The organism is Candidatus Poriferisodalis sp. (assembly GCF_965262965.1).
GTDB lineage: Bacteria > Actinomycetota > Acidimicrobiia > Acidimicrobiales > Poriferisodalaceae > Poriferisodalis.
The window spans coordinates 523936-548360 of sequence record NZ_OZ253573.1; the positions used below are offsets into that span (position 1 = coordinate 523936).

The following is a 24425-nucleotide window of genomic DNA, read 5'->3' on the forward strand; positions in this document are numbered from 1 at the left end:
GGCTCAGTCCTCGGTTCCCGAGGCGCCGAGCCGGATGGCGACCTCGTTGGCCAGCAGACGCCCCTGTGTGGTGAGCCGCAACCGGCCCGCAGCGGCAGGGGCCATCAAGTGCATCACATCGTTGGGCACTTCCGACGCCGGCACGCCTTCGGCCGTGCGAACTGCAAGCTGCAGTGATTCGGCGCGACGCTGGGCAACGTCGAGCCTTTCGGAGCCCGCCTCTGGTGACGAACCGGACTCAATCGCCTCAACGAATCGCTCTGGCGTGTGCACGCTCCAGAATCGTCGGCCTTCTCGATGGCTATGGGCCGCACATCCCAGGCCCGCGTAGTCGCCTTGGCGCCAGTAAAGCTGGTTGTGCACACAACGCGCTCCCGGCAGAGCCCAGTTGGAAATCTCGTAGTTCTCATAGCCGGCACGAGCAAGCGTGTTGTCGGCGAGCAGGTACTTGTCCGCCATGTCGTCGTCGTCGGGATGGCGATGCTCATCAGCGGCCAGCGGTGTGCCTGGTTCCACCGTCAGCCCGTAGACGCTGAGGTGGTCGGGCCCCATCGCTACGGTCTCGCACAGCGTGTGTTCCCAATCGTCAAGCGTCTCGCTCACCGCACCGAATATGAGATCCATGTTGATGAGGCCGATGCCGGCCTCGCGCGCAGACTCGGCAGCGGCTTTGACCATGGCGGGATCGTGGCGCCGTCCGAGCGCATCGAGGACCCGCGGCGACATCGACTGCACTCCCAGGCTGACCCGGTTGACGCCCATGTCCCGAAATGCCGTCATCTGAGTTGGCGTGACGAGATCAGGGTTGCACTCGACAGTGATTTCTGCGCCGGGCGCGAGCGGTAACTCGTCCAAGACGGCACCGATGGTCCGAGGCGGAGCGAGGTTCGGCGTCCCGCCGCCGAAGAAGACCGATGTCACCGGCGGCAACTCCGTTGCCAAGTCTCGAGCCTGGCGTTGACAACTGGCCATGTAGGCCTCCACCAAGTGTTCGCGATCAGTCCACGTGGCGAAGGCGCAGTAATCGCAACGATGCGTGCAGAACGGTACGTGGCAGTACACACCGAATGCGCCCACAGGCCCGTCCGTGTCGGTCACCGGTCGTTCGTCGCTCGGCGGTTGGCTCACAGGACCGCGTCGTCCGGAAAGCGACCTCGCAGTTCGTTGTCGTGATCTCCGACTGCTCCCGGCGACCAGTCCGGCAGCAACTCGGCGGGATCCACGTCATAGACCTCGGCGAGACGCACCAGCCGGTGCACCCGGATGCCTCGCTGGCCACGCTCGTATGCCCCGAGCACCGACACCTTGAATTCGCCGCGAGAGGCCGCCTGCACGTCTTCGAGCGAGAGTCGTCGCTCTCGGCGCACTGCTCGCAGGCGTTCACCGATACGGGCGTGCAGTGACGCGTCAACGGTCGCAGGCGTGCCCACTGCAGCAACCTCAGTGCTTCGCTCGTCGCTTGCGACGCCGAGTCCGAAGCTCATCGCAGTCAGCGATGTTCTCGCCGCGCTCGACTGCGACCTCGCGCAGTTTCGCCGCCTCGGTCTCGGAGAGCCTGGCTGGAATCTCCACTCGAACGACGAAGTGCAGGTCGCCGCGTCCGCGGCCGTTGGCTCTCGGCACACCGAGACCACTGAGCCGGATTGTGTCGTCGGGCTGAGTACCGGGAACCACCACGAGCTCCTGGGGCCCGTCGAGTGTGGAGAATTCGACGCTCGCCCCAAGCGCAGCCTGGAACATCGTCACCTTCAGCTCAGCCACGAGGCTGTCACCCTGGCGAACGAAGACTTCCGATTCCGCTACCCGCAGGTGCACGTACAGATCGCCCGCTGGGCCTCCGCGTGGCCCGACTGATCCGCGACCGCTCAACCGCAGGGTGGCACCGGTGTCCACGCCCGGCGGCACTCGCACCACCAGTGAGACCCTCTCAGCCCGACGCCCGTCGCCTCGACATCGCGAACATGGCTCGGCGATCTCCTCGCCCATCCCACGGCACCGTCCGCACGGCGCTGTGGTCACCATCTGACCGAGCAGGCTCTGGCGTACCTGGCGAACCTGGCCCGCTCCGCCACACGCGCTGCAAACGACCGGGGCGGTGCCGGGCGCGGCACCCGAGCCCTCGCAGTCGTCGCAGGCCACCAGTGTTCGCACCTCGATCGTCCGATCGACGCCAAAGATCGCCTCGGAGAAGTCGAGATCCACGACGGTCTCATGGTCATCGCCGCGCGGTGGCCCCGCCGGTCCGCGCGAACGAGCGCCGCGGAACGGATTCCCGCCGAAGAACGAATCAAAGATGTCGTTCAGATCAAAGTCGAACCCCGCCCCGCCGCCGGGGCCTCGAAGGCCCTCGTGGCCGAACTGGTCGTAACGCGCCCTGGCGTTCTCGTCGGAGAGGACCGCGTAGGCCTCGCTGATCTCCTTGAACCGCGCCTCGGCTCGATCGTCCCCCGGATTTGCATCCGGGTGGTGCTCGCGGGCCTTGCGCCGGTACGCACGCTTGAGTTCGTCGGGGGTCGCGTCTCGGCCCACATCGAGCAGGTCGTAGTAGTCGGCAGGCATGGAGGCCGGTTCAGTCCCGGAGTGGCGATGCGGTGCTGACCGCAGCATGGGACGGCTCGCTCTCACCAAGCGACGCGGACAGCCGTCTGCTCACGGTGTGCACGGCGGCGAGCGCTTTGGAGTAATCCATCCGCGTGGGACCGAGCAGGCCGACGCTGCCGACCGTCTCGCCGTCCACTTGGTACGGCGCCACGACAACGGAGCACTCCGCCAGCGGAGCCACACCGGATTCGGAACCGATCGCCACGCTCAAGCCCCGGTCCACGAGGCTCCGCAGCAAAGACACGACCAACAATTGCTCTTCGAGCACCGACAGCACGGACCGCAACGATGACACCGCTTCGAACTGCCCGGTGATGTTCGAGGTGCCGCCGACGTAGAGCTCGCGTGGCGCCGTCTCGTCTGACGTGAGCGCCGCGAGCGCCGCCCCCACGAGCGCGTCAGTTGCCGGGTCACCCGTCGCACGCGCTGCATGGACGACCGAATGGGACTTGCCGACGAGGGCATCGGACAAAACCCCCGACGCCGAGCCCACCGCCGCCCCAGAGGCGGCGGCAACGAGATTGGGGTGGCCGTAGACGTCGACGTACGCGCGCTCGACGGCGCCCGACGACATCACCAGCACCAAGAGCAGCCTGCCTCCGCCGAGGTCGACGAGCTGGGCCGAGCGGATCGTGTCGCGATCAATGCTGGGCGCGACCACCATCGCGGCGTATTCAGTCAGATCCGACAGCAAGCGGCTCGTGTCGGACAGGAGTTCTTCGATCTGACCCTGAGCATGGGCGAAGAACGCTCGCACTTGTCGGATCTCGGAGCCCTCGAGCGTGCCAGGGCCCAAGCCGTCGACGAAATGGCGATAGCCCGCTTCGGTCGGAACCCGGCCCGCGCTCGTGTGCGGCTGCATGAGGAAGCCGCTGGCTTCGAGAGCGGCAAGATCGTTGCGGATCGTGGCGGGCGACACGTCAAGATGGGCAGCCTCGAGCACGGCTTGAGAACCAACCGGCTGTGCATTGTCGATGAAGCTCTCAACCACCGCCCGCAGCACCTTGGCCCTGCGCTCGTCCATCGCTCCTCCACCGCCCTGCAACCAATCGTCGATCGCCGAACGAGCGCGATGCTACCGACCTTGCCTTCGACAGCTTCTGCTCGGGACAGGGCTGCTGCCGCAGCGCTGGCGACCAGCCGCGTCGCCGCAGTCCGCGGTCGGGGCGTCGTCAGGAGTCGAGCCGGAGCGCGGACACAAAGGCCTCATTTGGCACTTCGACGCGTCCGATCGCCTTCATCCGCTTCTTGCCTTCCTTCTGGCGTTCGAGCAGTTTGCGCTTGCGAGTGATGTCGCCGCCGTAGCACTTCGAGAGCACGTCCTTGCGCTTGGCCCTCACGGTCTCTCTGGCGATAATGCGCCCCCCAATTGCGGCCTGGATCGGCACGTCAAAAAGCTGTCGCGGGATCAACTCGGCCAGCTTGGCCGTGATGGCCTTGCCATAGATGTACGCACCGTCGCGGTGACAGATCGCCGAGAACGCATCGACGGGCTCGCCGTTGAGCAGGATGTCCACGCGCACCAAGCGTTCGGACCGATAGCCGGCCTGGTCGTAGTCGAGACTGGCGTACCCCTGCGTCCGGCTCTTGAGCTGGTCGAAGAAATCCGTGACGACTTCTGCCAGCGGCAGCTGATATCGCAGCTCGACACGCTCGGGCGAGAGGTATTCCATAGACGTCATCGAGCCGCGCCGTGTCTGGCAGAGGTCCATCACCGCGCCCGTGTACTGCGACGGAGTCAGCACCGAGACGTTGAGCATCGGCTCGGAGATCTCGTCGATGGCCGCTGCCGACGGCAGTTGGGACGGATTGTCAATCTGGATTTCGCGACCGTCGTCGGTGCGCACGCGGTACGCCACCGACGGTGCAGTAGCGATGAGCGAGAGGTCGAATTCCCGCTCCAATCGCTCTCGGACAATCTCCATGTGCAGCAGACCCAAGAAGCCGCACCGAAAGCCGAACCCAAGGGCGGAAGAAGTCTCCGGCTCGAAGGTCACCGAAGCATCGTTGAGCCGCAGTTTCGCCAGCGCATCCCGCAATTCGGGATACTCATCACCCTCGACGGGATAGAGGCCACAGAACACCATCGGCTTCGGATCGTCGTAGCCGGCCAGCGGTGTTGCGGCGGGCCTGTTCGCTGACGTGACCGTTTCGCCTGACCGAGCCTGTGCGACGTCCTTGATGCCGGCGATGAGATAGCCCACCTCGCCGGGTCCAAGTTCATCGGTCGGCGATGCGTCCGGATCCCGGACACCGACCTCCTCGGCAACGTGCATACCGCCTGCGTGCATGAATCGGAGCCGATCTCCGGCCCGCAGGCGGCCATTGACGACACGCACTGATGACACGACGCCGCGGTACTGATCGAAGCGGGAGTCGAAGATCAGTGCTTGCAGAGCCTCATCTGGACTTCCGACCGGCGGCGGCACCCGGTCGACGATCGCATCGAGGAGCTCTGCGATGCCCTCTCCTGTCTTGGCCGAGATCGCCAGCACGTCGTCGGCGTCGATGCCGAGCACTCGCTCGATCTCGCCTGCGTAGAGCTTTGGGTCTGCAGCTGGAAGATCGATCTTGTTGAGCACGGGCACGATCTCGAGGTCGGCGTCGAGCGCGAGGTAGCAATTGGCCAGCGTTTGGGCCTCGATGCCCTGAGCGGCGTCGACCAAGAGCACGACACCTTCGCAGGCAGCCAGGGAACGGCTCACCTCGTAGCCGAAATCGACGTGGCCTGGTGTGTCGATGAGATGCAGTGTGTGACCCCGCCATGCCACACGCACATTCTGCGCTTTGATCGTGATGCCGCGTTCTCGTTCGAGATCCATCGAATCGAGGTATTGGGCGCGCATTGCGCGCTCCTCCACGGCACCTGTCAGCTCCAGGATCCGGTCCGACAGCGTGGACTTTCCGTGGTCGATGTGGGCGATGATGGAGAAGTTCCGGATCGAACTCGGCCCGACGCCAGCAGACTCAGGCACGGACGCAGGGGGCACGTGGGGCATCGCAGGCCGCACGGTACCCTGCTGAGCCGGTATCACGGCAGGAGCGCGGCACCCCGGCGACAGCCGCAACGCACCGCCGACCCACCCTCGAAAGGGCACGACTTCGTGGCCAACATCAAGAGCCAGATCAAGCGCAACCGTCAGAACGAGACGCGTCGCGTGCGCAATCGCGGAGTGCGGTCCGAATTGCGGACGCGCGAGAAGGCTGTCGTCGCCGCCGCCGCTGCCGGTGAGCCCACGACAGAGCTGATGCGTTTGGCGCAGCAGCGAATTGACAAGGCCGCAGCGAAGGGCGTCATCCACCCCAACGAAGCTGATCGGCGCAAGTCCCGCCTGATAGCACGAGCCGCGCGGATCGAAGCCGACTGAGCCCACGCGACTGAGCCCACGCGACTGAGCCCACGCGACTGAGCCCACGCGATTGAGCCGCGTCGAAGCGCCCGCACAGGCGGCGATTCGACCGGAGAATCGGTCAATTCCGACGGCTGCTCGTTCGCAGTCTCAACGAGCCGTTGCAGCAAGCCGCGCGCAGAGAATCTCTGTGACGCACCGGGGCGGAAGCCCGGAGCGCCCTCGAAGATCCACGTCCGCCGCGGCGAGCAAGTCGACGGCACGCGCAATCCCTGCAGTTCCGCGTCGCCGGCATCCGTCGAGTGCCTTTCGGGCTGGGAATGTCGAGCGGCGAAGGCCCAAGACGTCGGCTGCGTCTTGCTCTGTCGCCGCGTCAGCGCCGTCAAGGCGCGCCATGCGCGAAATGTGTGCGGTGAGGTTGGCCGTCACTTGCAGCGGGTGACGACCGGCGCCCCACATCCGCTGCAGCACTGCGAGCGTGGCCCTGACATCGCCTCGGTCGATCGCGTCGGTGAGGTCCCAGGGCGGAACATCGCCCTCAGAGCCGAGGTACGCAACGACATCGTCCGGTCCAAGATGGGCGCCGGGCCCGTACACCGCCTCTAGCGTCTCGAGGGTGGCACCCAATCGCGCGAGCTCATCGCCGAGATGCTCGCTGATGCACTGGCGCGCCCGGGCATCGAGTCGCAGCGAAGTATCTGCGAGGCGTTCGTCGAGCCACGTCCGGCGGTTTCGAGCCCCACTTGGGACATCAGCGGCGATGCGCTGGCCGCCCGCGGCTTCGGCAGCCTCCACGAGCTTGCGGGGAAGTCGGCCGCCGTTCCATTCCACGACCAAAGCAGTCGTCGGGCACGGGTCTGCCAGCCACGCGATCAGGGGCTCGAGCTGGCCTGCGCCGAATCGTGCGAATCCGCGGCCGACCACGACCCGGTGAGTCGCCAGCATCGGCGGTGTTGATGCAGACAACACCAAGTCTTCGACCGAATATTCCTCGCCTGAGAACTCATCGAGCACGTCGGCTCGGTCGGCACCTCCGACCAGCTCGTCGACGGCAGCCCGAACCGTTTCTGCCACAAGCACGTCATCGGCGCCGGTGATCACCCGCACCGCGCGAGCAGCCATCAAACGGCTCTCGCGTCGACGCTGTTGTGATCGCGTCGGCTCATCGGACCCGTCGCCACGCTGGATCCCGCCATCACGGTGACGCTACTGCGGGGCTGACACTCAGACGCTCACCGATCGCATCGACGACAAGGTCGCCGACCGGCGTCGGTCCGGTGACGGCGCTGTACCGAACAAGCCCGCCCAGAGATACCGGTGCGAGGACACGCGCCACCGAATGCCGCTCGTGCACTGCCCGTACGGCTTCGCGTCCGGCGCGGCTCGCGGATCGTGCAATGAGGACGTCGATGTCGTCGATTCCCGCAGTCGCAAGCTGATCGAGGGCTCTCGCAGCATCCGGGCGGTCGATGACAACCACGGTCGGGTCAATGCCACCGACGCTGAGGTGTTCGCTCGACGGCAGCGCGCCACGCTGGCCGCTCGCGACGATCCAGATCCCGATCGCCGCGACGACCACCGCAATCGCTGGCGCTCCGGCGAAACGGCGTCGAGCCAAGAGCGCTGTCGCGACGCAGCCGACGACGACAATCACTACAGCCGCGACTTCCGACGTCTCGATCTGCGGCCAGCCCGCCGCCGCTCCCCATCGGGCCACCGCCGCGACCCAACCCAGCATCACCTGCGTCGGCAGGTGCAGGAACGATGCGACGGCATCGCCCGCCAATCCTCCGGCGAGCCCGGCAACGAGTCCCCAGACCATTGCGGGTCCGGCAAGCGGGCCAGCGAGGACATTGGCGGGGATGCTCACCAGCGGCAACGAACCGAACACCGCCAACTGAACCGGCAGGACGCCAATCTGGGCTGCGAGCGTTGCAGCCAGGGGCAGCCGGATCCACTGCGGTCCCCACAGCAGCGCAGCAATGCGCCTGGTGCCAGCCACGATCGCCGCAGTGGCAGCCACTGACAGCTGGAAACCGACCGACCGTACGAGGAGCGGATCGATGAGCAGCAGAACAATGATCGCGAGCGCAAGGAGGCGAACCGCGGAGGCGCGCCGGCCCAATGACTGGGCGCCGACGGCCAGCGTCGCCAGTACGCACGCTCGCAGGACGGACGGCTCGCCACGCGTCAGCACGGCGAATTGTCCGAGCAGCACTGCGACAGCGCCGAGGCGCATGACCGGTCGAAGCCGAATGAGCAGCGGGGCCGCCAACAGGAGCACGAACGCCACATTCGAGCCGGAGACGGCGAGGAGATGCGTCAGCGCTGTGGCTCGAAAGTCGTGCACCACCTCGGCCAGCTGTCCACGGTCATCGCCGTAGACGAATCCGGCCAGAAGTGCCGCATCGCGCGGTGACAGCGAAGCACTCGAACGTTCGATCAGGCCCCTCACCGCATTCGCCAGACGAAAAGGGGCGCTGCCGCCATCGGTGCGCCGCGCTGTGTGGATCTGCGCCTGTCCGGCGTAGTGACGTGGCCACAGGAACGGACGGTCACGCGGCTCCGCTGTTTCAGCGACACCAGAGATCCTCCAGTGCTCCCCTACTGCCGCATCCTCGAGCCCGTACGCGGCCGCACCGCGCGACCAACCTTCCCAACGGTGCTCGCGTCCTTGGATCTCGACAGACACGGGCACGGTCAGCGCACCCTGACGCCAATGCGGGTCCGCAACGATGACGGCCTCGCCGTCGAAAGATCCTCCGGCCGCCTCACTGAGGTTCTGTGCTTGTTGACCCATGGCTGCAGCCGCGAGCAACAGCAGGCCCGCCGGCAGCAGCACGCGAGTGCGCCTCGCTGCGCCCGCAATGAGTGCTGCCGCGCCGCACCACCACGGCACGTCAGGTGCCCACAGGGCGCCGATGGCTGTGGCCGCTGATCCTGCGACGATCCAGCGGTCACTGATTGCGCTGAGCAAGCGGAATCGGCGCGGCGGGGCCCACCGGACTTCATGTCCGATTGCATCCGACGCTGCGCCATCGCGACTCAGTGCTCGGGCATGTGGCGGCCCTCGTCGGGAAGTGCCCGCAAGCTGGGGGTCAGGTCCGCGCATGCGCCCGCAACTGCTCGAGCTTGCTCGGGCCGATGCCCGGGACATCAGTCAACGCGTCGAGCGAACCAAATGGCCCGTGCTCGCTGCGGAAGGCGAAGATGGCCGCCGCCAGAGAGGGCCCGATACCTGGCAGCTGCTCGAGCTGCGCTGACGTTGCTGTGTTGACGTCGAGCGGCCCCGCGGAGTCCATGTTCTCGCTCGCAACCCGGAGCGCCTCGCCCTGAGTCGGAAGGTAGACCTGCTGCCCGTCTCTCAACGGCTCAGCCAGGTTCACGGCCGCTATGTCTGCGTCACGCCCCGGGCCTCCCGCGAACTCGAGCAAGTCGCCGATCCGATAGCCGCTCGGCACCTCGTACAGCCCTGGTCGGTCCACGGCACCCGCGAGGTGCACGCGCACCGATGTCGGCTGCGTCGTGGCGACTGGCGGGGGCGCCCCGCTGGCGGCGAGAGGAAGTTCAATCGGCTCGGGAGCGCCGTGACGCACCCCGGCCAAGAACGTCACTGCGACGACGGCAACCAACGCCGCCACCAGCACCGCAACAGGGGCCACGCCGATGCGCCGCGCAAAGCTCGCAGCCTCGGCTGCAATGGACCGCCAATCCACATGGCGACTCTAGCGAGCTGGTTTCATTCCCTTTGGTGGAGTTTTGACAGCTCTCAATCGCCACATCGCGACAATCACAAGCACCCCGCAGGCCACACCCCAGCCGCCGAAGAGCCACCTCGATCCGTATTCGGCGTACAACGGTGGACCGGCCTGTGCAGCGATCGCCGCCATAGCCAACCCGATGGCCTCGAGCGCGCCGGTGCCCATCGCAGCCTGCTCGACGCCGGTGGCCTCGAGAATCAGCACCTGCGAGCCCATCTCGGAATAGGACTCAGTCGTTGACTCCGCTAGTCCGATCAGGACAAAGCTCCACAGGCCACCGACCCAGCCATACAGCACAACGGCCGGGGTAAACACCATGAGTGCTGGGATTGCTACCCGGGCGCCTCCGAGGCGCTCTGCCAGCGATCCTGCGTGAGGCGGCAGCAGGATAAGCGGGACGCCGATCATCAGCAGTCCCGCTGCGAACTCGCCTGAGGTCAGTCCCACATCGGTCAGGTAGCGGTCGACGGTGGCATCGAACATGCCGACGAAGCCCCACACACCGACGTGAACGCAGATCGCCGCCTGCACGCGCGGTCGCCGCAGCAGTGCCGCCAGGTGTGAGTAGTCCACTGGACTCGCCGCAATGGGCGACCGCGAGATTTGCACGACCGCGATTGGACCCAGCACGGCCATCACTGTTCCGGTGAACACGAACGGCGCCTCGAACGCGATTCCGCTCATCGCGGCACCAATGAACGGTCCGGTGATGAAGCCCGCGACGCCGCATGACAGCAAGCCGCCCACTTTTGTTCCGCTGCCGCTGATGTCTTGACCGATCAGCGCCTTGCGCGCCACGAGTCCGAAGAGCCCAAAGCTGACGCCCGCGAGGGCCCGACTCCCCACCAACGACCACGCCGAATGGGCGAAGACGAATCCGAACGCGCCTCCCACGGCCGTCACCACGGAGATCCACGCAATAGAACGAGCGTGACCACGGTCCACCAGCGGCGACAGCAACAATTGTGCAGCGAGCGCGGCCACGAATCCCACGGAGGCAATGAGGCCCAGCTCGATGTTCGACAACTCGTAGCGGTCCTGCAGATCTGCCAGATAGGCGAAGACCACGCCCATCGAGGCCGTGACGAAGAACTGCGTGGAGTACACCGTCACGAACAGCACCGGCGAAGCGTATTGCGCTGGCACTCGCGGCCCTGTGTGCGCACAGCGGTCGTCACCGCCACATCACACGGCACGCGGACAGCGCCGCGGCCATGATGGAGCGCGCAGATGTAGCCTCAGCCGGTTCCGCCTCCCGGGAGGATGGCCATTGACCGAGGGCGATGCGCACGATGTCGCTGGGATCGACGCCGATGCAGTCACGTCGTGGCTGGCCGAACGTGCCGAGCTCTCCGAGCCACTCCACTTCGCGCTGATCGCGGGCGGACACTCAAACCTGACCTACCGCGTCACCGACGCTGCCGGTCGCCGCTGGGTGCTTCGCAGGCCTCCGCTCTCCCACTTGCTGGCCGGAGCGCATGACATGGTGCGTGAGCACCGGCTGCTGGCGAGCCTGGCCGAAACCGACGTCCCGACCCCTCCGGTCGTCGGACTGTGCGAAGACGCGGCAGTCAACGGCGCCGACTTCTATGTGACCGAGTTCATTGACGGCAGTGTGCTGCGGACACACGCGGACGCCGCGGCCGTACGCCCTGCCGCCCGCGGCGCGCTGTGTTCTCGACTGGTCGAATGCCTCGCCGCGATCCACGCCACCGACCTCGATGCGACAGGGCTCTGTGATCTCGGGCGCTCGCAGGACTACGTCGCCCGCCAACTACATGTGTGGCAGCGCCAGTTCAACGCCATGACGATGCGCGAGCTGCCGATTATCGAACGCGTTCACGACGCACTCGTCGCGACGATCCCACCGCAGCGCGACGCCACACTCGTCCACGGTGACTACCGGCTCGACAACTGCCTCGTCACTGATGCCGGTGATGTGGCTGCGGTGCTGGACTGGGAAATTGCCACCCTGGGCGACCCGCTAGCGGATCTGGGCTTCCTGCTCGGGTATTGGGTGGAGCCCGGCGACTCGTTCACCCCGCTGGGCCACGATGCCACCACGGCCGAGGGTTTTTGGACCCGCGACGAACTGGTGAGCGCATACGTCTCGGCGACCGGGCGCGACATCTCTTCGATTCGATGGCACTTCGCATTCGCCAGCTGGCGGCTTGCCTGCATCCTCGAGGGCGTCCACGCCCGCTATGTCGGCGGCGCCAACCCGCAGATTCCCCCCGAGGTCGATCTTTTCCCTCGCAGTGTCGTGTCTTTGGCTGAACGCGCCGAAGAGGTGTTGGCGACCTGCTGACGCAGCACGACGGGCCGGCGCTGACCCCGGCGAGCCGCTGCGCAATCGGCAGACGAGCGATAGCGTCGGGGCCATGAAGGTTGACGGCGGATTCGGCACGAGCAGCGGCTTCGAAGGACTCATGGAGTCCTGTCGCGAGCAGGAGGAACTGGGCTACGACGGCCTGTGGGTTCCCGAGACCAGTCACGATGCGTTCACCATGCTCCCGCTCATGGCGCACGCCACCGAAACGGTCGAGCTGGGCACCAGCATCGTGGTGGGCTTCGCTCGCAACCCAATGTCGCTGGCCTACAGCGCCAACGACATCCAGCTGCTGTCGGGAGGGCGGTTCATTCTGGGACTCGGCAGCCAGATCCGGCCGCACATCACTCGCCGCTTCTCGATGGAATGGTCCAAGCCCGCAGCGCGCATGCGCGAAATGATCCTGGCAACCAAAGCCATCTGGAACTCGTGGAACACCGGAGAGAAGCTGGACTTCCGCGGCGACTTCTACCAGCACACGCTGATGACGCCCTTCTTCCATCCCGGCGTCAACCCCTACGGTGCGCCACGCGTTGCGCTCGCAGGCGTCGGCCCGCTGATGACCGAGGTGGCCGGTGAGACGTGCGACATGTTCCTCTGCCACGGCTTCACCACCGAGAAGTACCTGCGTGAAGAGACGATTCCCGCCTTGGAGCGTGGTGCAGCCCGAGCGGATCGTTCGATGGACGAGATAACCATCTCGGGCCCGTCGTTCATCGTGACCGGCAACACCGAAGAAGAAATGGACAAGGCCAAACAAGCCACCAAGCAACAGGTCGCGTTCTACGGCTCCACTCCGGCGTATCGCCCAGTTCTCGACTGCCACGGCTGGGGCGAGATGCAGACCGAGCTCAACTCGATGTCCAAGGAAGGCCGCTGGACCGAAATGGGCGAACTCGTCGATGACGACATCCTTGACGCATTCGCCGTGGTCGCAGAGCCCGAAGCCGTGGCCGCAGAGCTCAAGCGCCGCTTCGACGACGTCGTCGACCGCGTCAGCTTCTACGCCCCCTACAGTGGCGATCGCAGCCGCTGGCAAACGATCTTCAACGACCTGAAGAGCTAGCGCCAGCTCACTCGAAGCGGCTCAAGCGACGAGCGGATTCCTCGTCACGAGCTGGGGGAACATCGAGAAGTCACGGTCGCAGGTCAGCAACGCTTCGACGCCATTGGCCACGCAGATCGCCGCGACCTTGGCATCGTGGACCATGGGACCGCGAACGTGAATGAGGATGTTCGTGTCTACAGCGATCACTCTGCAAGGCTCCGTTCGCCGCCCCGCTCGCCGTAGATGAGTTCCCACAGCTCCGGCCACGTGTAGTTCTCGAGTGGGAACGGGTCATCCGGGTTTCCGACGCGCAGGTCGGGCATCTGGTACCCGGTTTGAGGGGGCTTCTCCAACACCAGACGCAGACCTTCTTCGACGACGGCACGTAACGACTGGCCGGTCGCAGCAGCGTGCCGATCAGGAATCGGTGGAGCTGAGCGGAGCGCAGTCGGAGGCGCACCCGCTGTTGCTCGGCGGTGTTGCCGGTGTTGCAGGCCGATGCAGGACGCCCGAAGTCGGGCGAAGCTCCAATTCGGGCCCGTCGGCACCGTCCACAGTGCGGGCCACGGCGTCGACGATCATCGAGTAACCCCCCGGTTCATACGGTGGCCACAGCACCGAGATGTTCGGTCGTTCGGCCACGTCGGCGGCTGCGGATCGGCTGGCGCCGCAACGCAGTACGTCGCCATCGAGGCGCATCACTAGGTGAGCGATGTGCGGTGTGGCATCGTCACGCACCGTCAGCACGTATGCATCTGCGCCGAAACGCTCCATCTGATTGCCGATGTCGGCCGGTTCCACGGGGATGCTCATACCTCCGACGTTACGCCCGCAGCGGTTCCTGGCGCACCTCGCCGACTCCTTCGAAGTTCGCCAGCGCGCTGGTATCGTCGTGGGGCCTCGGGGCTATAGCTCAGTTGGTAGAGCGCTTCCATGGCATGGAAGAGGTCAGGGGTTCAATTCCCCTTAGCTCCACCCGAAGAACTTGCCAGGGATTCCCAGAAGATCCCAAAACCGCAGGTCAAAGACCATTTCTGGCAAGTTGCTTGCTTCGGCAGTTCCCATGCCATAGCGTCAGTTCCCTAGAAAAAGGGAACCGGAAAAGGGAACTCGTGCGACGCTCCAAGCGCCTCACCGCCAAGACAGTCCAACACGCGCCGCCTGGCAAGCACGCGGACGGGGACGGACTCACGCTCGTCGTCAAGCCCAGCGGCACCCGATCATGGGTCGTGCGCTTGACCGTCGACGGCAAGCAACGCGACATCGGCATCGGCGGCTACCCAGGCGTCAGCCTCGCCGATGCCCGACTGCGGGCGGCGGAGATGCGCGCTGACGCCATCCAAGGTAACGATCCGACAGGCGCCGAACGCACCAGCGATGCCCCAACGTTTGCGGTCGCCGCCAAGGTCGTCCACGAGATGAACCTGCCTCGGTGGCGCAACAAGCACGCCGCTAACGAATGGCTCGCCAGCCTCGAGCGCTACGCATTCGACCGAGTCGGCAACGTTCCAATGCAGCGCATCGAACGAAGCGACGTCATCGCCGTACTCTCCCCGATCTGGACCACAAAGCCGGAGACGGCACGGCGCGTGCGACAGCGGATCCGCAAGGTCATGCAGTTCGGCATGGCGCACGGATGGGTTGACACCAATCCCGCCGGCGAAGCCATCGACGGCGCTCTCCCGTCAATGCCCAAGGTCAAGAACCATCAGCGAGCACTCCCCTACTCAGAGGTGCCGGCAGCCGTCAACAAGATCGCACAGTCTCGTGCGAGCGAAGCATCGAAGCTGTGCCTCCGTTTCTTGGTCCTGACCGCAGTTCGATCTGGCGAGGCACGAGGAGCCCGCTGGTTCGAAATCGATGCAGCGAACGCCACTTGGACAATTCCCGCCGAACGCATGAAGGCGAATGGAGAGCACCGCGTGCCGCTCAGCCGCCAAGCACTCAGCACCCTCCAATCTGCCAGGGCCCTCGAAGACGGCAGCGGCCTTATCTTCCCCAGCCCACTTCGCCGAGGTGAACCCCTGAGCTGGCAGGCGCTGCTCAAGCTGCTGCGCACCTACGACATGGACACAACAGTCCACGGCTTCCGATCAGCGTTCAAGACCTGGTGCATCGAACAGACCGCGACACCGTGGGCTGTCGGTGAAGCCGCCCTAGCCCACGTCGTGGGCAACAGTGTCGAAGCCGCCTACGTCCGGTCGGACCTGTTCGACCAGCGCCGCGAGCTCATGCAGGACTGGGCTGACTTTGTTGCACCATGAGACATCCATTTAATCGCCGCACAACGGACCGCTGGTAGTCGATCAGATCCTGACGTACTGCCGCTGATGTTGATCGTCTTCCTGTCGCGGCGGGCGAGCCGAGGCGGCGGCCCACTCCAATCATGCGCTCACAACCTCACGCAAACCGACATGCATGTCACGGTATTGGGCTGGCAGCGCCGGTGGGGGTGGCGCTCGCAGTCGCGGCGGAGAGGTGACGCGACCGGCGGCCGGAATCGGCAGATCGGCCTCCAATGCGGCCACAGGGCACGCCTCCGCCGCTGAGCAGCGACCGGCGACCTGGTGCGCCATGTCGGCAATCGAGGCCATCCGCTGAGCGTCTGCTGGGTCCGCACACCTGTTCGGTTGGCGACTGCCGCCCGACGCATAGGCTCGCCTGCCGCGCCGTGGGGAGAACGGAGACCCTTCGCATGCACATTGAACGAGTCACGCTGTCGAGTTTCCGCTGCTTCGCCGCTGATGCGAGCACCATTGAGCTTGATGCGGCGTTCACTGCTTTCGTCGGCGCCAACGGCACGGGCAAGACCGCCGTGTTCGCCGCGTTCGGCCGCATGTTCGGGGTTTCTCGCGCCGAGCGTCAGGTAGTGCGCGAGGACTTTCACGTTCCGATCGACGAAACCAAGCCGCCGCCTACGAGGAAGCTATGGATTGAGGCGGTGATCGCCTTCCCTGAGCTCGACAGTGTCGGCGGTGCAGCAGGTGCCGGAGAGGAGGTGGACGATGTCGCTGAACCCGATCCCCTCGGGGGAGGGTCGGCGACCGTGGCGGAATTCTTTCGACATATGGCGGCGAACGGGGAAGGGCAACTGAAGTGCAGATTCCGCCTCGACGCCGAATGGACCAACGACGGCTCGGTGGACGGGACTGTGACCGAGACGCTGCGGGTGATCCGCACATTGGACAGCGATTATGGCGACGACGACTGCAGCCCGTTACGGGCAATGGATCGGAGCCGAATACAGATGGTCTATGTGCCGGCGTCTCGCGACGGCGCACGCCATCTCACGGCATTCCTGAAATCCCGGCTGTGGCAAGCAGGACAGTGGACCGAGAAGTTCCGGGCCGTCGTCGACAAAGCCGCCGCCAAGGTCAGCGATCGATTCCGCGCCGAGCCCGTCGTGAAGGCAGTCGAAGGAGCGCTAAGCGAACGTTGGAATCACCTGCACCGCGGAGAGTTCGATGCCCAGCCGACGTTTCGCCCGAATGATCGTGATCTCGCGCAGCTCGTCAACAAGTCTCGGCTGGTGTTCGATCCGGGCGAGTCCGGCCGCGAGCGGACCGCGGACCAGCTCAGCGACGGTCAGCGCTCGCTACTGCACATTGCCCTGACCGCTGCGACGATCGACATCGAGAGCACGATCGCCTCCGGCGGCCACGTGGAAGAGTTCGACTCCGACGCTGTGCGATTGCCGTCCCTCACTTTGCTCGTTGTGGAGGAACCCGAGAACAGCCTCTCGCCTTACTTCTTGTCGCGCATCGTTTCCCAAATGCTCGACATCGGCGCAGGCGCGCGGGCACAAGCGCTGGTGTCGAGCCAGTCAGCGAGCGTTCTGGGTCGGGTCGATCCGCGCGCTGTGCGCCACTTCCGGCTCGACGCGGAATCCCTCACCGCCGAGGTCAACTGTCTCAAGCTGCCTGCCAGCGCCGATACCGCGGCGACCTACGTTCGTGAAGCAGTGCAGGCGTACCCGGAGCTGTATTTCGCCAAGTTCGTCGTCCTAGGAGAGGGGAGTTCCGAACAGGTCGTCATACCGAGGCTGGCTCAGGCTACGGGCACCTCGATCGACCAATCCTTCGTAGCAGTGGTGCCCCTCGGCGGGCGCCACGTCGGACACTTCTGGAGGCTCCTGCGCGGACTGGGGGTCCCCCATGTGACGCTTCTGGATCTCGACCGTGGCCGGTGGGGCGGCGGCGCGGGACGGCTTCAGACGACGTGCCGCGAACTTGAAGCGGTCGGCATCCAGGCGCTCGTCGGTCTCGACCGATTCGAGAACGCCGAGGACCTCGGAGACCTCGGCGAAGACGACTTTGCAGCGGTGGTCGCGGCCCTCCAAGAAGAGGGTGCGGTGTTCTGCTCGCCGCTCGACCTGGACATGAGCATGCTGAACGCGTTCCCCGACGCGTACAAGCAGACCGAGGAAGATCAAACCGGGCCGCAAGCCACGCCGGCTTTCGATGCCGTTCTCGGGGCGAACGGAAGTGCTGAATTCTACGAGTCGTCCGAACAGGGCATCGAGTGGGGCGAGGAGATGCGGTGGTACCGCTATTTATTGGCCCTTCGTCTTTTGTTGGGATGAGGTTGGGTTGAGGGTCCGTTTGTAGGGGTCGAGGCCCTGGGGGGATCGGTGTTTGGAGACGCCGAACCCTGGAGGGCCTCGATGGCGAGTGATGTTATGTCGGTGCGGCTGTGGCTGTGGCGCATCAAAGTGGAGGGGGTCGTCGTCGACGCGCCGGAGGAGCTGGTGGTGCGGGTGTGCTCGACGGTGCGCCGCCCCAGATGCCCCGATTGCGGGGTCCCCGGGCGGGAAGGTTCATGACCGCGGGGACAACAAGATCCGCGACTTGGAGGTGTCGGGGCGGCCGGTGACGCTGATCTGGGAGCGGCGGCGGCTGGTGTGCGAGCCGTGCGGCAGCCGTTTCAGTGAGGGCCATCAGGGGTTCGAGGGCCGCGTCACGGCGCGTCTGGCGCGCCGGCTGGTCAAAGACGCCCGTGCGATGACGGTCAACGCGGCAGCCAAACGCCACCAGGTGAGCTGGAAGCTGGTGAACGCGCTGGTGGTCGCATGGGCGGGGCTGGTCGGCGAGCACCGCCGCCGGCAAAGATGCCGGGTGCTGGGGGTGGAGGGGACCTCGATCCGCAAGCGGCACCGCTGCGTGACGGTGATCGTCAACGGCGACACCGGCGAGGTGCTCGCCATGGTGCCCCACCGCGACGCCCAGGCGCTCAGCGCGTTCCTGGCCGCCCAAGGGCCCCGATGGTGCAAAGCCGTGAAGGTCGTCGTCTGCGACGGCTCGGCGGCGTACAAAGCAGCGATCGACGCGCGGCTCGGCCACGCCCGCCACGTCCTGGACCGGTACCGGGTCATCAGATGGTTCCAAGCAGGGCTCACCGCGGTCCGCCGAGACGTCCAGCGCCGCCCCGAAGGCTCCAAGCCCGCTTTCGACCGCGACGTGTTCCGGGCGAGATTCCTGCTGATGCGCAGACCCGACAAGCTCGACGCCGCCGACCAGGCCCGCCTTGACGTCCTGTTCGCCGCCCACCCACGGCTCAACCCAGCCCGGGACGCGCTCGGCGAACTGCACGGCCTCTATCTCGCCGACGACCACAAAGGCGCGATGGCAGCGCTCGACCGCTTCGCCGACATCTACGCCACCGGGCTGATCCCCGAGTTCAGCGACACCGTCGACGCCTTCTTGGCCTGGCATGCCCAGATCCTCGACTGGCACCGAACGGGGCGGCCCCCCAACGGCCGAATCGACCGCACCAACAACCTGCTCCAAGTCCTGCGACGCCGAGCCCACGGCTTCACCAACTACGCCAACTTCGAAGCCCGCGGACTCCTCCTAACATGAACCCCGCCGAACCCAGCAGCCCGAATCCCAACAAAAGACGAAGGCTCTATTTATTCCTCGGCCGCTCAAAGCCGACCACGCACCTAGTGTCCTGTTTGGGGAATTCGTTGGATATATGTGGCGAGGCTGTCGAGTATCTCGTCGGCGGTCTTGCGCCATATGAAGGGTTTGGGGTCGTTGTTCCAGTTGTCGACCCAGGCGTTGATGGAGTCTTTGAGGTCTGTGACGCTGGTGTGGGTGCCGCGGCGGAGCCATTTGGTGGTCAGCTCGGAGAACCAGCGCTCGACGAGGTTCATCCAGGAGCTGTAGGTGGGGGTGAAGTGGAGCTTGAAGCGGGGGTGGCGCAGCAGCCAGCGCTTGATGGAGGGCGTTTTGTGGGTGGAGACGTTGTCGAGCACGATGTGCACGTCGAGGTGCTGCGGGATCTCTTTGTCGATGAGGTTCAAGAACTTGCGGAACTCCTCGGCGCGGTGCCGCGGCGTCATCGAGGTGATGACCTTGCCCGAGGCGGTGTCGAGGGCCGCGAACAGGTCGGTGGTGCCGTGGCGGCGGTAGTCGTGGGTGCGCCTCTGGGGTGTGCCGGGCATCAGCGGCAGGATCGGGGGCGGTGCGGTCCAGTGCCTGTATCTGGGTCTTTTCGTCCACGCACAGCACCACCGCGGCCTCGGGGGGGTTCAGGTACAGCCCGGCCACGTCGCGGACCTTGTCGATGAACTGCGGGTCCGGGGACAGCTCGGACTCCTCGGCGAGGTGGGGCTTGAGCCCGAACGCCTGCCAGATGGCATGCACCGACGACGGCGAGATGCCCGCCGCTTTGGCCATCGACCGCACCGACCAGTGCGTCGCGTCCGCCGGCGTGCTCTCCAGGGTGAGCACGATCACCCTCTCGACGGCGGCGTCGTCGATGGTGCGCGGCGGGCCCGGCCGCGGGTCGTCGCAGAGCCCGTCGAGGCGGCGCTCGGCGAACCGGCGGCGCCACTTGGACACCGTCGCGGGATGGCACCCCAGCCCCGCAGCGATCTCCTTGTTGGGGCGGCCCTCGGCCGCGCCCAGCACGATGCGGCACCGCAGCGCCAGCGCCTGGGACGACTTGGGCCGCCGCGCCCACCGCTCGAGCGTCTCGCGTTCCTCGCCGTCCAGCACGATCGCGACCGTCGGCCGTCCCCGCCGTGCACCCATGTCCGCCTCCGATCATCGCCTGCCGCAGCCACGCTGCCGCCCCACCATGATAACGCGCCGAACTAGCCAAACAAGACACTAGGCGCGTCGTGCGATGTCCCCGCAGGCGCCCGCCGTCATAGACGGCCGCGTCGGTGATCCGCAGGAATCCTGCCCACGGATCCCGGCGGTGTCGGGGCCTGATGGCTTGCTTCTCGCCGATCGTGGCCCACACGAGCGCTGATTGCGTCTCGTTGAGAAAGCTCGCGAGACTGTCTTCGCGCATGAGCAGCACACCATGGCTGTTGTCGTGGGCCGATGAATCGAACGCCGCGAGCGTCCCGTCCGCATGCACGAAGTCTGCTCCGTAGCCGGTCCATCGCAGCCCGAGGGCGTCGGCTATTCGGGGGCTGGGCCGGTAGAACTCAGCGCCGTGGGCCAATGAACAGTCGTATTCGCCGCCGTTGGCGCTGCATTCGAATGCGGCTGATTGCAGCGCTATTGGGCATTGCGGACCGTCACGGGGCTCTGGCTGCTGGGCTCCCAGGTGGTCGCCGAGAAGCGCTCGGGATGCGGTGCTCCATCCGAGTTCTCCGAAGAACAGCTCATGGCTCCGTGGCGGTTCTGGCATCCAGCGACCCGAATAGTCCACCTCTCGGGACCAGGCGATGAAGTCTTCGACGTCGGAGGTGTCGATGAGATAGCCGCACGCGTACAGCCAGATCTCGCGCTGGTCGACCTCGTGAGGGTCGTAGCCCGTCGGAGGCGATGACTGCCAGACATCCATGCCTTGGAGCTTGATCCATGTGCTGCCGCTGTCGGGGTCGATGAAGCGCAGCTGCTGGTTGCGGTCTGGAATGTCGGCCTCGCGGCGCAGCCACAGCATGTCGTCGGTGTCATCGGGGGAAGCGATCGGCGCGTCGTGGCGCCACCATCTGCTAGCGGTCCCAGACCGTTCGCGGGATGCTGTTGCGGGCGCGACGATGGCGGAGGGGTCGATGTCGCGAACCGAGAGTTGCCACGCTCCGCTGTATTCGTGTGCGGGTGCTTCGTCGTCGTAGCGAGCCCGGTACTGGTAGCGGTCCGATATGTGCGCCAGGATCTCGTGGTATCCGATCCATTGGTATTTCTTGCCGATGCGTTCGGGCTTGCGGGTGCCGCGGCTGGCATTGCTGTTCGAGCTGGAGATGCGCCAGTCGAGGTCGCCGAAGCGTTCGATGGTCCACCCCAGGTCGAATGCCCTCCATAGCACGTAGCGCTGGATGACCTCGAGACTCAACCGCGGTTCAGGAGCGTCGCGAGCGGCCTTGATCTGTTGGTATGCGGTCTGCTGCTCGTCGCTGAGGGCTGCGAGGAACCGCTCCTCGGGATCGGGATCGAGATCGGGCTCTTCAACCGTGAACGGGAAAATCGGCTCTTCGGCATCGTCGAATTCGGCGTGGAGCAGAGCGCTGAGGGCCGCCAGGTAGGCCTCGCTGGTGCGGGTGCGACTGGGTCTCCACAGGGATTCGAACATCTCGTTCAGGTCGGGGTCGAGGACCCGCCTGAACGCTTCGGCGCGCTGTTCGGGTGACTGCCAGGGGGACTCTGTGATCGGCACGGTCAGCCAATGGCGCGATGCCGAGTTGGTGCCGATCACGTAGCGGGCGAAATCCCAGCGCATCGCCGAGAAGGCGATGCGTCGGTGCACCCTCTCCGTGTTCGTCAGTTCCGGCTGATCTTGGCGGAGGGGGGGATCGAGCCTCTCCATCTCGCTGTCGTCTGGGATGTGGGGCCAATCGCTGCCGTATGGCGGCACGACAAGGCTGCTCTCCACGTCGATGCTGGCATCGAGGCACTGTGCGCGTTCGATGACCCCGCGCGCGTAGTCCCGCAACAGGATGTGGGCCGGAGGCCTGCCGTCGGCAAATATCAACCGATACACGGCCTCAGCCAGCGGGGCGAGCGCTTGGGCGTCGATTATGCGCATCGCCACGCCGTACGCGGCTGCCATGACCCGCTCTCGCACGTAGGGATCGTCCACATCGTCAAAGCGCTCGACAAGATCGCACGACAGCGCGATCTTGTCGGTCAATACCGCTACGAGGCCTTTCGTTGCGCGATCGCGGACGAAGCGATGCGAGGCCGTCAGACACCACGCCAACACGACAGCACATGCCTCTGCGGCCTCGTCGTCTAGCGCGGTGACGCGTTCGGGGTGCTTCTCTGTCCAGTCGAGGAGGCGGTCCAGCGGTCCCTCTCGACCATATGCCCGATGCAGGTAGTGGGACCAGACGGCGTCGCGGTCAGGCATCTCGAGGTTTCGCAGATGCTCGTCGAATATCGCTCCGAGGGGATGATGAGGCACGACAGCGCATGCCATGAGTGCGTCGAAGGCCTCCTCGGTGCCCCGGCGGAATGCCGTACCCAGCAAATCGACGACCAGCGCCCGGCAGTCCGATCCGATTCGAGCCGGGTCTCGCCATGGCAGCCCGCTCAAGAAAGCGCGCCTGACTTCGGGGTCTGTGCCGTGACTCGAGAGTGCTGATGGCAGCTCGACTCCGCGCAGCTCCGGCAGCAAGATGCTCAACGCCTCAAGGGGCGCGTTCCAAAGCTCCCAGCCCTCGACTCTGCTCCCGGCCTTCCCACCTGTCAACGCGGCGGCCAGCCCTGCGGCGTCGCCGCATCGCTCAATGAGGTGCTTGGCGATCAGATGGTCAGCGAACCACTCATAACCGAACGAGACGCTCCAGTCGTCTTCGCGGTCAGACCCCGGGCTCTCCAACAACAACCCGGCGTCGACGAGCGCTCGATACAGCGAAAGCCGATAGCCGCTGCTCGGTGCCAGCGGATCGACAAGTTCCCGGGCCTTGCGCCTCGAGAGCCAGCGAACTGCACGCCCGGCAAGCTCTGAAGCCACAGCGTCGAGTGCGCGGGCGACGATGCGATCGCGGGGGTCGTAGTCCAGCTTGTCAGCGATCATTGCTTCGATCGCGTTCAGGTGCCTGCCAAAGACTGTGGTGACGCCCTCAGTTCCGACCGGGATGATGCGTTCGCCGCGGTTGTGCAGACCCTCGCAGAGCGTCTTGAGGAACAGCGGGTTGCCGAATTCAGGTCGCAGCAGGGGCGTCGCCGGGAAATCCAATCTGTAGTGCTCGCAGAATCGCTCGACGGCGGCGTAGGGCTCATCAGCGAAACCTCGATGTGTCACCTCGTGAGCTGTGCTCCTGACCGAATCCGGGACGACGTGGTCGATGAACGGCGAACGAACCGACAAGACGACACCGATCCACGGAGAAGCTCTCAGACGGGAAAGAAGGTCGGCGAGATGCGGCGGCCAGATCGCGTGGCCTTCTCCCTCATTGATCGCGTCGATCATGAACAGCGCCCTGACGTCGGCAGCCTGCGCCGTGGCCTCCACGGCGCCCACGAACTGTTCCGCGGAGAGGTCTGTCAGGTCGAGCTGAGCGCGTGCCTGCAGCCACGGGAGCTCAGTCGTCGTGAACTGCTGGCCCATCAGCACAATGGTCGGAGACCCCTCGGCCAGCCGCCTCCGCGCGATGTCGCACAACAGGTGTGTCTTGCCGGACCCGGCTTGGCCCTTGACGATCAACAGGTCGCTGTTGACAACCCGTTCAAGCCCCATCAGCGTTGCCGATGCGTCCCACAGGGCCTGTCGCACAGCACGCACCTCACTGACAGCATCCCTATACGGGTTCGACTGCCGCCGGCGCTCGACGTCTTCGGTCTGGTCGTGCTCGTCGAGAGCGTCCGCCTTCTCGAGCAGCGACGTGAGGGACTCGGACAGGCACGCGTCGACTTCGTCGATGGTCGAGACAATCCCCGACAGCGGCCACTGCTGATGCGCGGCACAGCGCATGCCATAGAGCTCGGCAACGACGGTGTCGACCGACTCGACAGCATCATCGAGCCCCGCGATGGCGTCGGATGCTTCTTCGCCTGCGAGCCGCCGCAGCGTGTAGGACGGCGCCAGACGGACGTTCTTGGCAAGTTCGCGCACCCGTGCCGCCGCAGCTGCGGTGCGGCCGAACGCCTCGAAGTCCCCGGCGATCGGGACATCGACATGAACCTCGGGCGTGTACCGAGGCCCCGCCACCTCGAGAGCCCGCTCCAGCTGCGGATTGAGCCACTCGTGGCTGAACTGCCCACCGGTGCCAAACCAAAAGCGAAGACGGCCCACCTGACTGTCCTGCGACAGCAGGCCCGTCAGCTCAGACGACCCCCACCACACAAACTCGACTTCCCTCTGTCGTTCGTGCGCCCAGCTCTCCCAGGTGGCGACCCGTCGCTCCCACTTCTGCATCTCGGTTACGACGCCTG

The 24425-nt window shown here is 65.7% G+C and carries 20 protein-coding genes, 1 tRNA gene and 2 pseudogenes; 8 read left to right on the forward strand and 15 right to left on the reverse strand.

Annotated elements, in window-relative coordinates:
• Positions 1-3: 3 nt before the first annotated feature.
• From hemW to lepA, 5 genes are all read right to left on the reverse strand, one after another.
• Positions 4-1098, reverse strand: coding sequence for a radical SAM family heme chaperone HemW (gene hemW / locus ACQY5K_RS02520; protein WP_428119772.1), 1095 nt, complete (start codon positions 1096-1098; stop codon positions 4-6).
• 26 nt (positions 1099-1124) lie between these two features.
• Positions 1125-1430: a helix-turn-helix domain-containing protein gene (locus ACQY5K_RS02525; RefSeq protein ID WP_428119774.1), complete on the reverse strand. Its 306-nt coding sequence runs from the start codon at positions 1428-1430 to the stop codon at positions 1125-1127.
• A 10-nt stretch (positions 1431-1440) separates the two neighbouring features.
• Complete coding sequence (dnaJ, locus tag ACQY5K_RS02530) at positions 1441-2559, reverse strand: molecular chaperone DnaJ (RefSeq protein WP_428119776.1); 1119 nt, start codon at positions 2557-2559, stop codon at positions 1441-1443.
• A 10-nt stretch (positions 2560-2569) separates the two neighbouring features.
• Positions 2570-3625, reverse strand: coding sequence for a heat-inducible transcriptional repressor HrcA (gene hrcA, locus ACQY5K_RS02535; RefSeq protein WP_428119778.1), 1056 nt, complete (start codon positions 3623-3625; stop codon positions 2570-2572).
• 148 nt (positions 3626-3773) lie between these two features.
• Positions 3774-5600, reverse strand: coding sequence for a translation elongation factor 4 (lepA, locus tag ACQY5K_RS02540; protein WP_428119780.1), 1827 nt, complete (start codon positions 5598-5600; stop codon positions 3774-3776).
• Between the two features lie 105 nt (positions 5601-5705).
• Here lepA and rpsT point away from each other — a divergent pair, with 105 nt between their 5' ends.
• The gene (gene rpsT, locus ACQY5K_RS02545) at positions 5706-5969 is read left to right on the forward strand and encodes a 30S ribosomal protein S20 (RefSeq protein ID WP_419923336.1); all 264 of its coding nucleotides are present in this window, start codon (positions 5706-5708) and stop codon (positions 5967-5969) included.
• Between the two features lie 132 nt (positions 5970-6101).
• On the opposite strand, the gene holA is transcribed toward rpsT, so the two are convergent.
• The 4 genes from holA to ACQY5K_RS02565 form a co-directional block, all read right to left on the reverse strand.
• Positions 6102-7073: a DNA polymerase III subunit delta gene (gene holA, locus ACQY5K_RS02550; RefSeq protein ID WP_428119782.1), complete on the reverse strand. Its 972-nt coding sequence runs from the start codon at positions 7071-7073 to the stop codon at positions 6102-6104.
• A gap of 73 nt (positions 7074-7146) precedes the next feature.
• Positions 7147-8928, reverse strand: a complete 1782-nt coding sequence (locus ACQY5K_RS02555; RefSeq protein ID WP_428119784.1) for a ComEC/Rec2 family competence protein — start codon at positions 8926-8928, stop codon at positions 7147-7149.
• A 121-nt stretch (positions 8929-9049) separates the two neighbouring features.
• Positions 9050-9667, reverse strand: a complete 618-nt coding sequence (locus tag ACQY5K_RS02560) for a helix-hairpin-helix domain-containing protein (protein WP_428119786.1) — start codon at positions 9665-9667, stop codon at positions 9050-9052.
• A 9-nt stretch (positions 9668-9676) separates the two neighbouring features.
• Positions 9677-10834 (reverse strand): MFS transporter, encoded by a 1158-nt coding sequence (locus tag ACQY5K_RS02565; RefSeq protein ID WP_428119788.1) that lies wholly within the window; start codon positions 10832-10834, stop codon positions 9677-9679.
• Positions 10835-10982: 148 nt separating this feature from the next.
• Between ACQY5K_RS02565 and ACQY5K_RS02570 the strand changes: the two genes are divergently transcribed.
• Positions 10983-12020 (forward strand): phosphotransferase family protein, encoded by a 1038-nt coding sequence (locus ACQY5K_RS02570; protein WP_428119790.1) that lies wholly within the window; start codon positions 10983-10985, stop codon positions 12018-12020.
• A gap of 73 nt (positions 12021-12093) precedes the next feature.
• Complete coding sequence (locus tag ACQY5K_RS02575; protein WP_428119792.1) at positions 12094-13107, forward strand: LLM class F420-dependent oxidoreductase; 1014 nt, start codon at positions 12094-12096, stop codon at positions 13105-13107.
• Positions 13108-13128: 21 nt separating this feature from the next.
• Here ACQY5K_RS02575 and ACQY5K_RS02580 read toward each other — a convergent pair whose 3' ends face one another.
• The 3 genes from ACQY5K_RS02580 to ACQY5K_RS02590 all read right to left on the reverse strand — a co-directional run bounded on the left by ACQY5K_RS02580 (position 13129) and on the right by ACQY5K_RS02590 (position 13902).
• Positions 13129-13296, reverse strand: coding sequence for a hypothetical protein (locus ACQY5K_RS02580; RefSeq protein ID WP_428119794.1), 168 nt, complete (start codon positions 13294-13296; stop codon positions 13129-13131).
• Positions 13293-13445, reverse strand: a complete 153-nt coding sequence (locus ACQY5K_RS02585) for a hypothetical protein (protein WP_419920106.1) — start codon at positions 13443-13445, stop codon at positions 13293-13295. Before ACQY5K_RS02585 ends, ACQY5K_RS02580 begins: the two co-directional genes overlap by 4 nt.
• A 61-nt stretch (positions 13446-13506) precedes the next feature.
• Positions 13507-13902 carry a pyridoxamine 5'-phosphate oxidase family protein gene (locus tag ACQY5K_RS02590; RefSeq protein ID WP_428119796.1) on the reverse strand — a complete coding sequence of 132 codons (396 nt, stop codon included), beginning with the start codon at positions 13900-13902 and terminating at the stop codon, positions 13507-13509.
• Positions 13903-13991: 89 nt separating this feature from the next.
• Here ACQY5K_RS02590 and ACQY5K_RS02595 point away from each other — a divergent pair.
• A tRNA-Ala gene (locus ACQY5K_RS02595) sits at positions 13992-14064 on the forward strand.
• A 137-nt stretch (positions 14065-14201) separates the two neighbouring features.
• On the forward strand, positions 14202-15353 hold the full coding sequence (locus tag ACQY5K_RS02600) for a tyrosine-type recombinase/integrase (RefSeq protein ID WP_428119798.1): 1152 nt from the start codon (positions 14202-14204) through the stop codon (positions 15351-15353).
• Positions 15354-15473: 120 nt separating this feature from the next.
• Here ACQY5K_RS02600 and ACQY5K_RS02605 read toward each other — a convergent pair whose 3' ends face one another.
• Positions 15474-15683: a hypothetical protein gene (locus ACQY5K_RS02605; RefSeq protein ID WP_428119800.1), complete on the reverse strand. Its 210-nt coding sequence runs from the start codon at positions 15681-15683 to the stop codon at positions 15474-15476.
• Positions 15684-15784: 101 nt separating this feature from the next.
• Here ACQY5K_RS02605 and ACQY5K_RS02610 point away from each other — a divergent pair, with 101 nt between their 5' ends.
• The 3 genes from ACQY5K_RS02610 to ACQY5K_RS02620 all read left to right on the forward strand — a co-directional run bounded on the left by ACQY5K_RS02610 (position 15785) and on the right by ACQY5K_RS02620 (position 18947).
• Positions 15785-17671 carry an ATP-dependent nuclease gene (locus ACQY5K_RS02610; protein ID WP_428119802.1) on the forward strand — a complete coding sequence of 629 codons (1887 nt, stop codon included), beginning with the start codon at positions 15785-15787 and terminating at the stop codon, positions 17669-17671.
• Between the two features lie 81 nt (positions 17672-17752).
• Positions 17753-17911, forward strand: coding sequence for a hypothetical protein (locus ACQY5K_RS02615; RefSeq protein ID WP_428122860.1), 159 nt, complete (start codon positions 17753-17755; stop codon positions 17909-17911).
• Positions 17912-17927: 16 nt separating this feature from the next.
• Complete coding sequence (locus tag ACQY5K_RS02620) at positions 17928-18947, forward strand: ISL3 family transposase (protein WP_428122712.1); 1020 nt, start codon at positions 17928-17930, stop codon at positions 18945-18947.
• 83 nt (positions 18948-19030) lie between these two features.
• Here ACQY5K_RS02620 and ACQY5K_RS02625 read toward each other — a convergent pair.
• A pseudogene (locus ACQY5K_RS02625) lies at positions 19031-20126 on the reverse strand (IS630 family transposase).
• A 109-nt stretch (positions 20127-20235) separates the two neighbouring features.
• A pseudogene (gene avs2 / locus ACQY5K_RS02630) lies at positions 20236-24408 on the reverse strand (AVAST type 2 anti-phage system protein Avs2); the annotation flags it as partial.
• Positions 24409-24425: the final 17 nt, after the last annotated feature.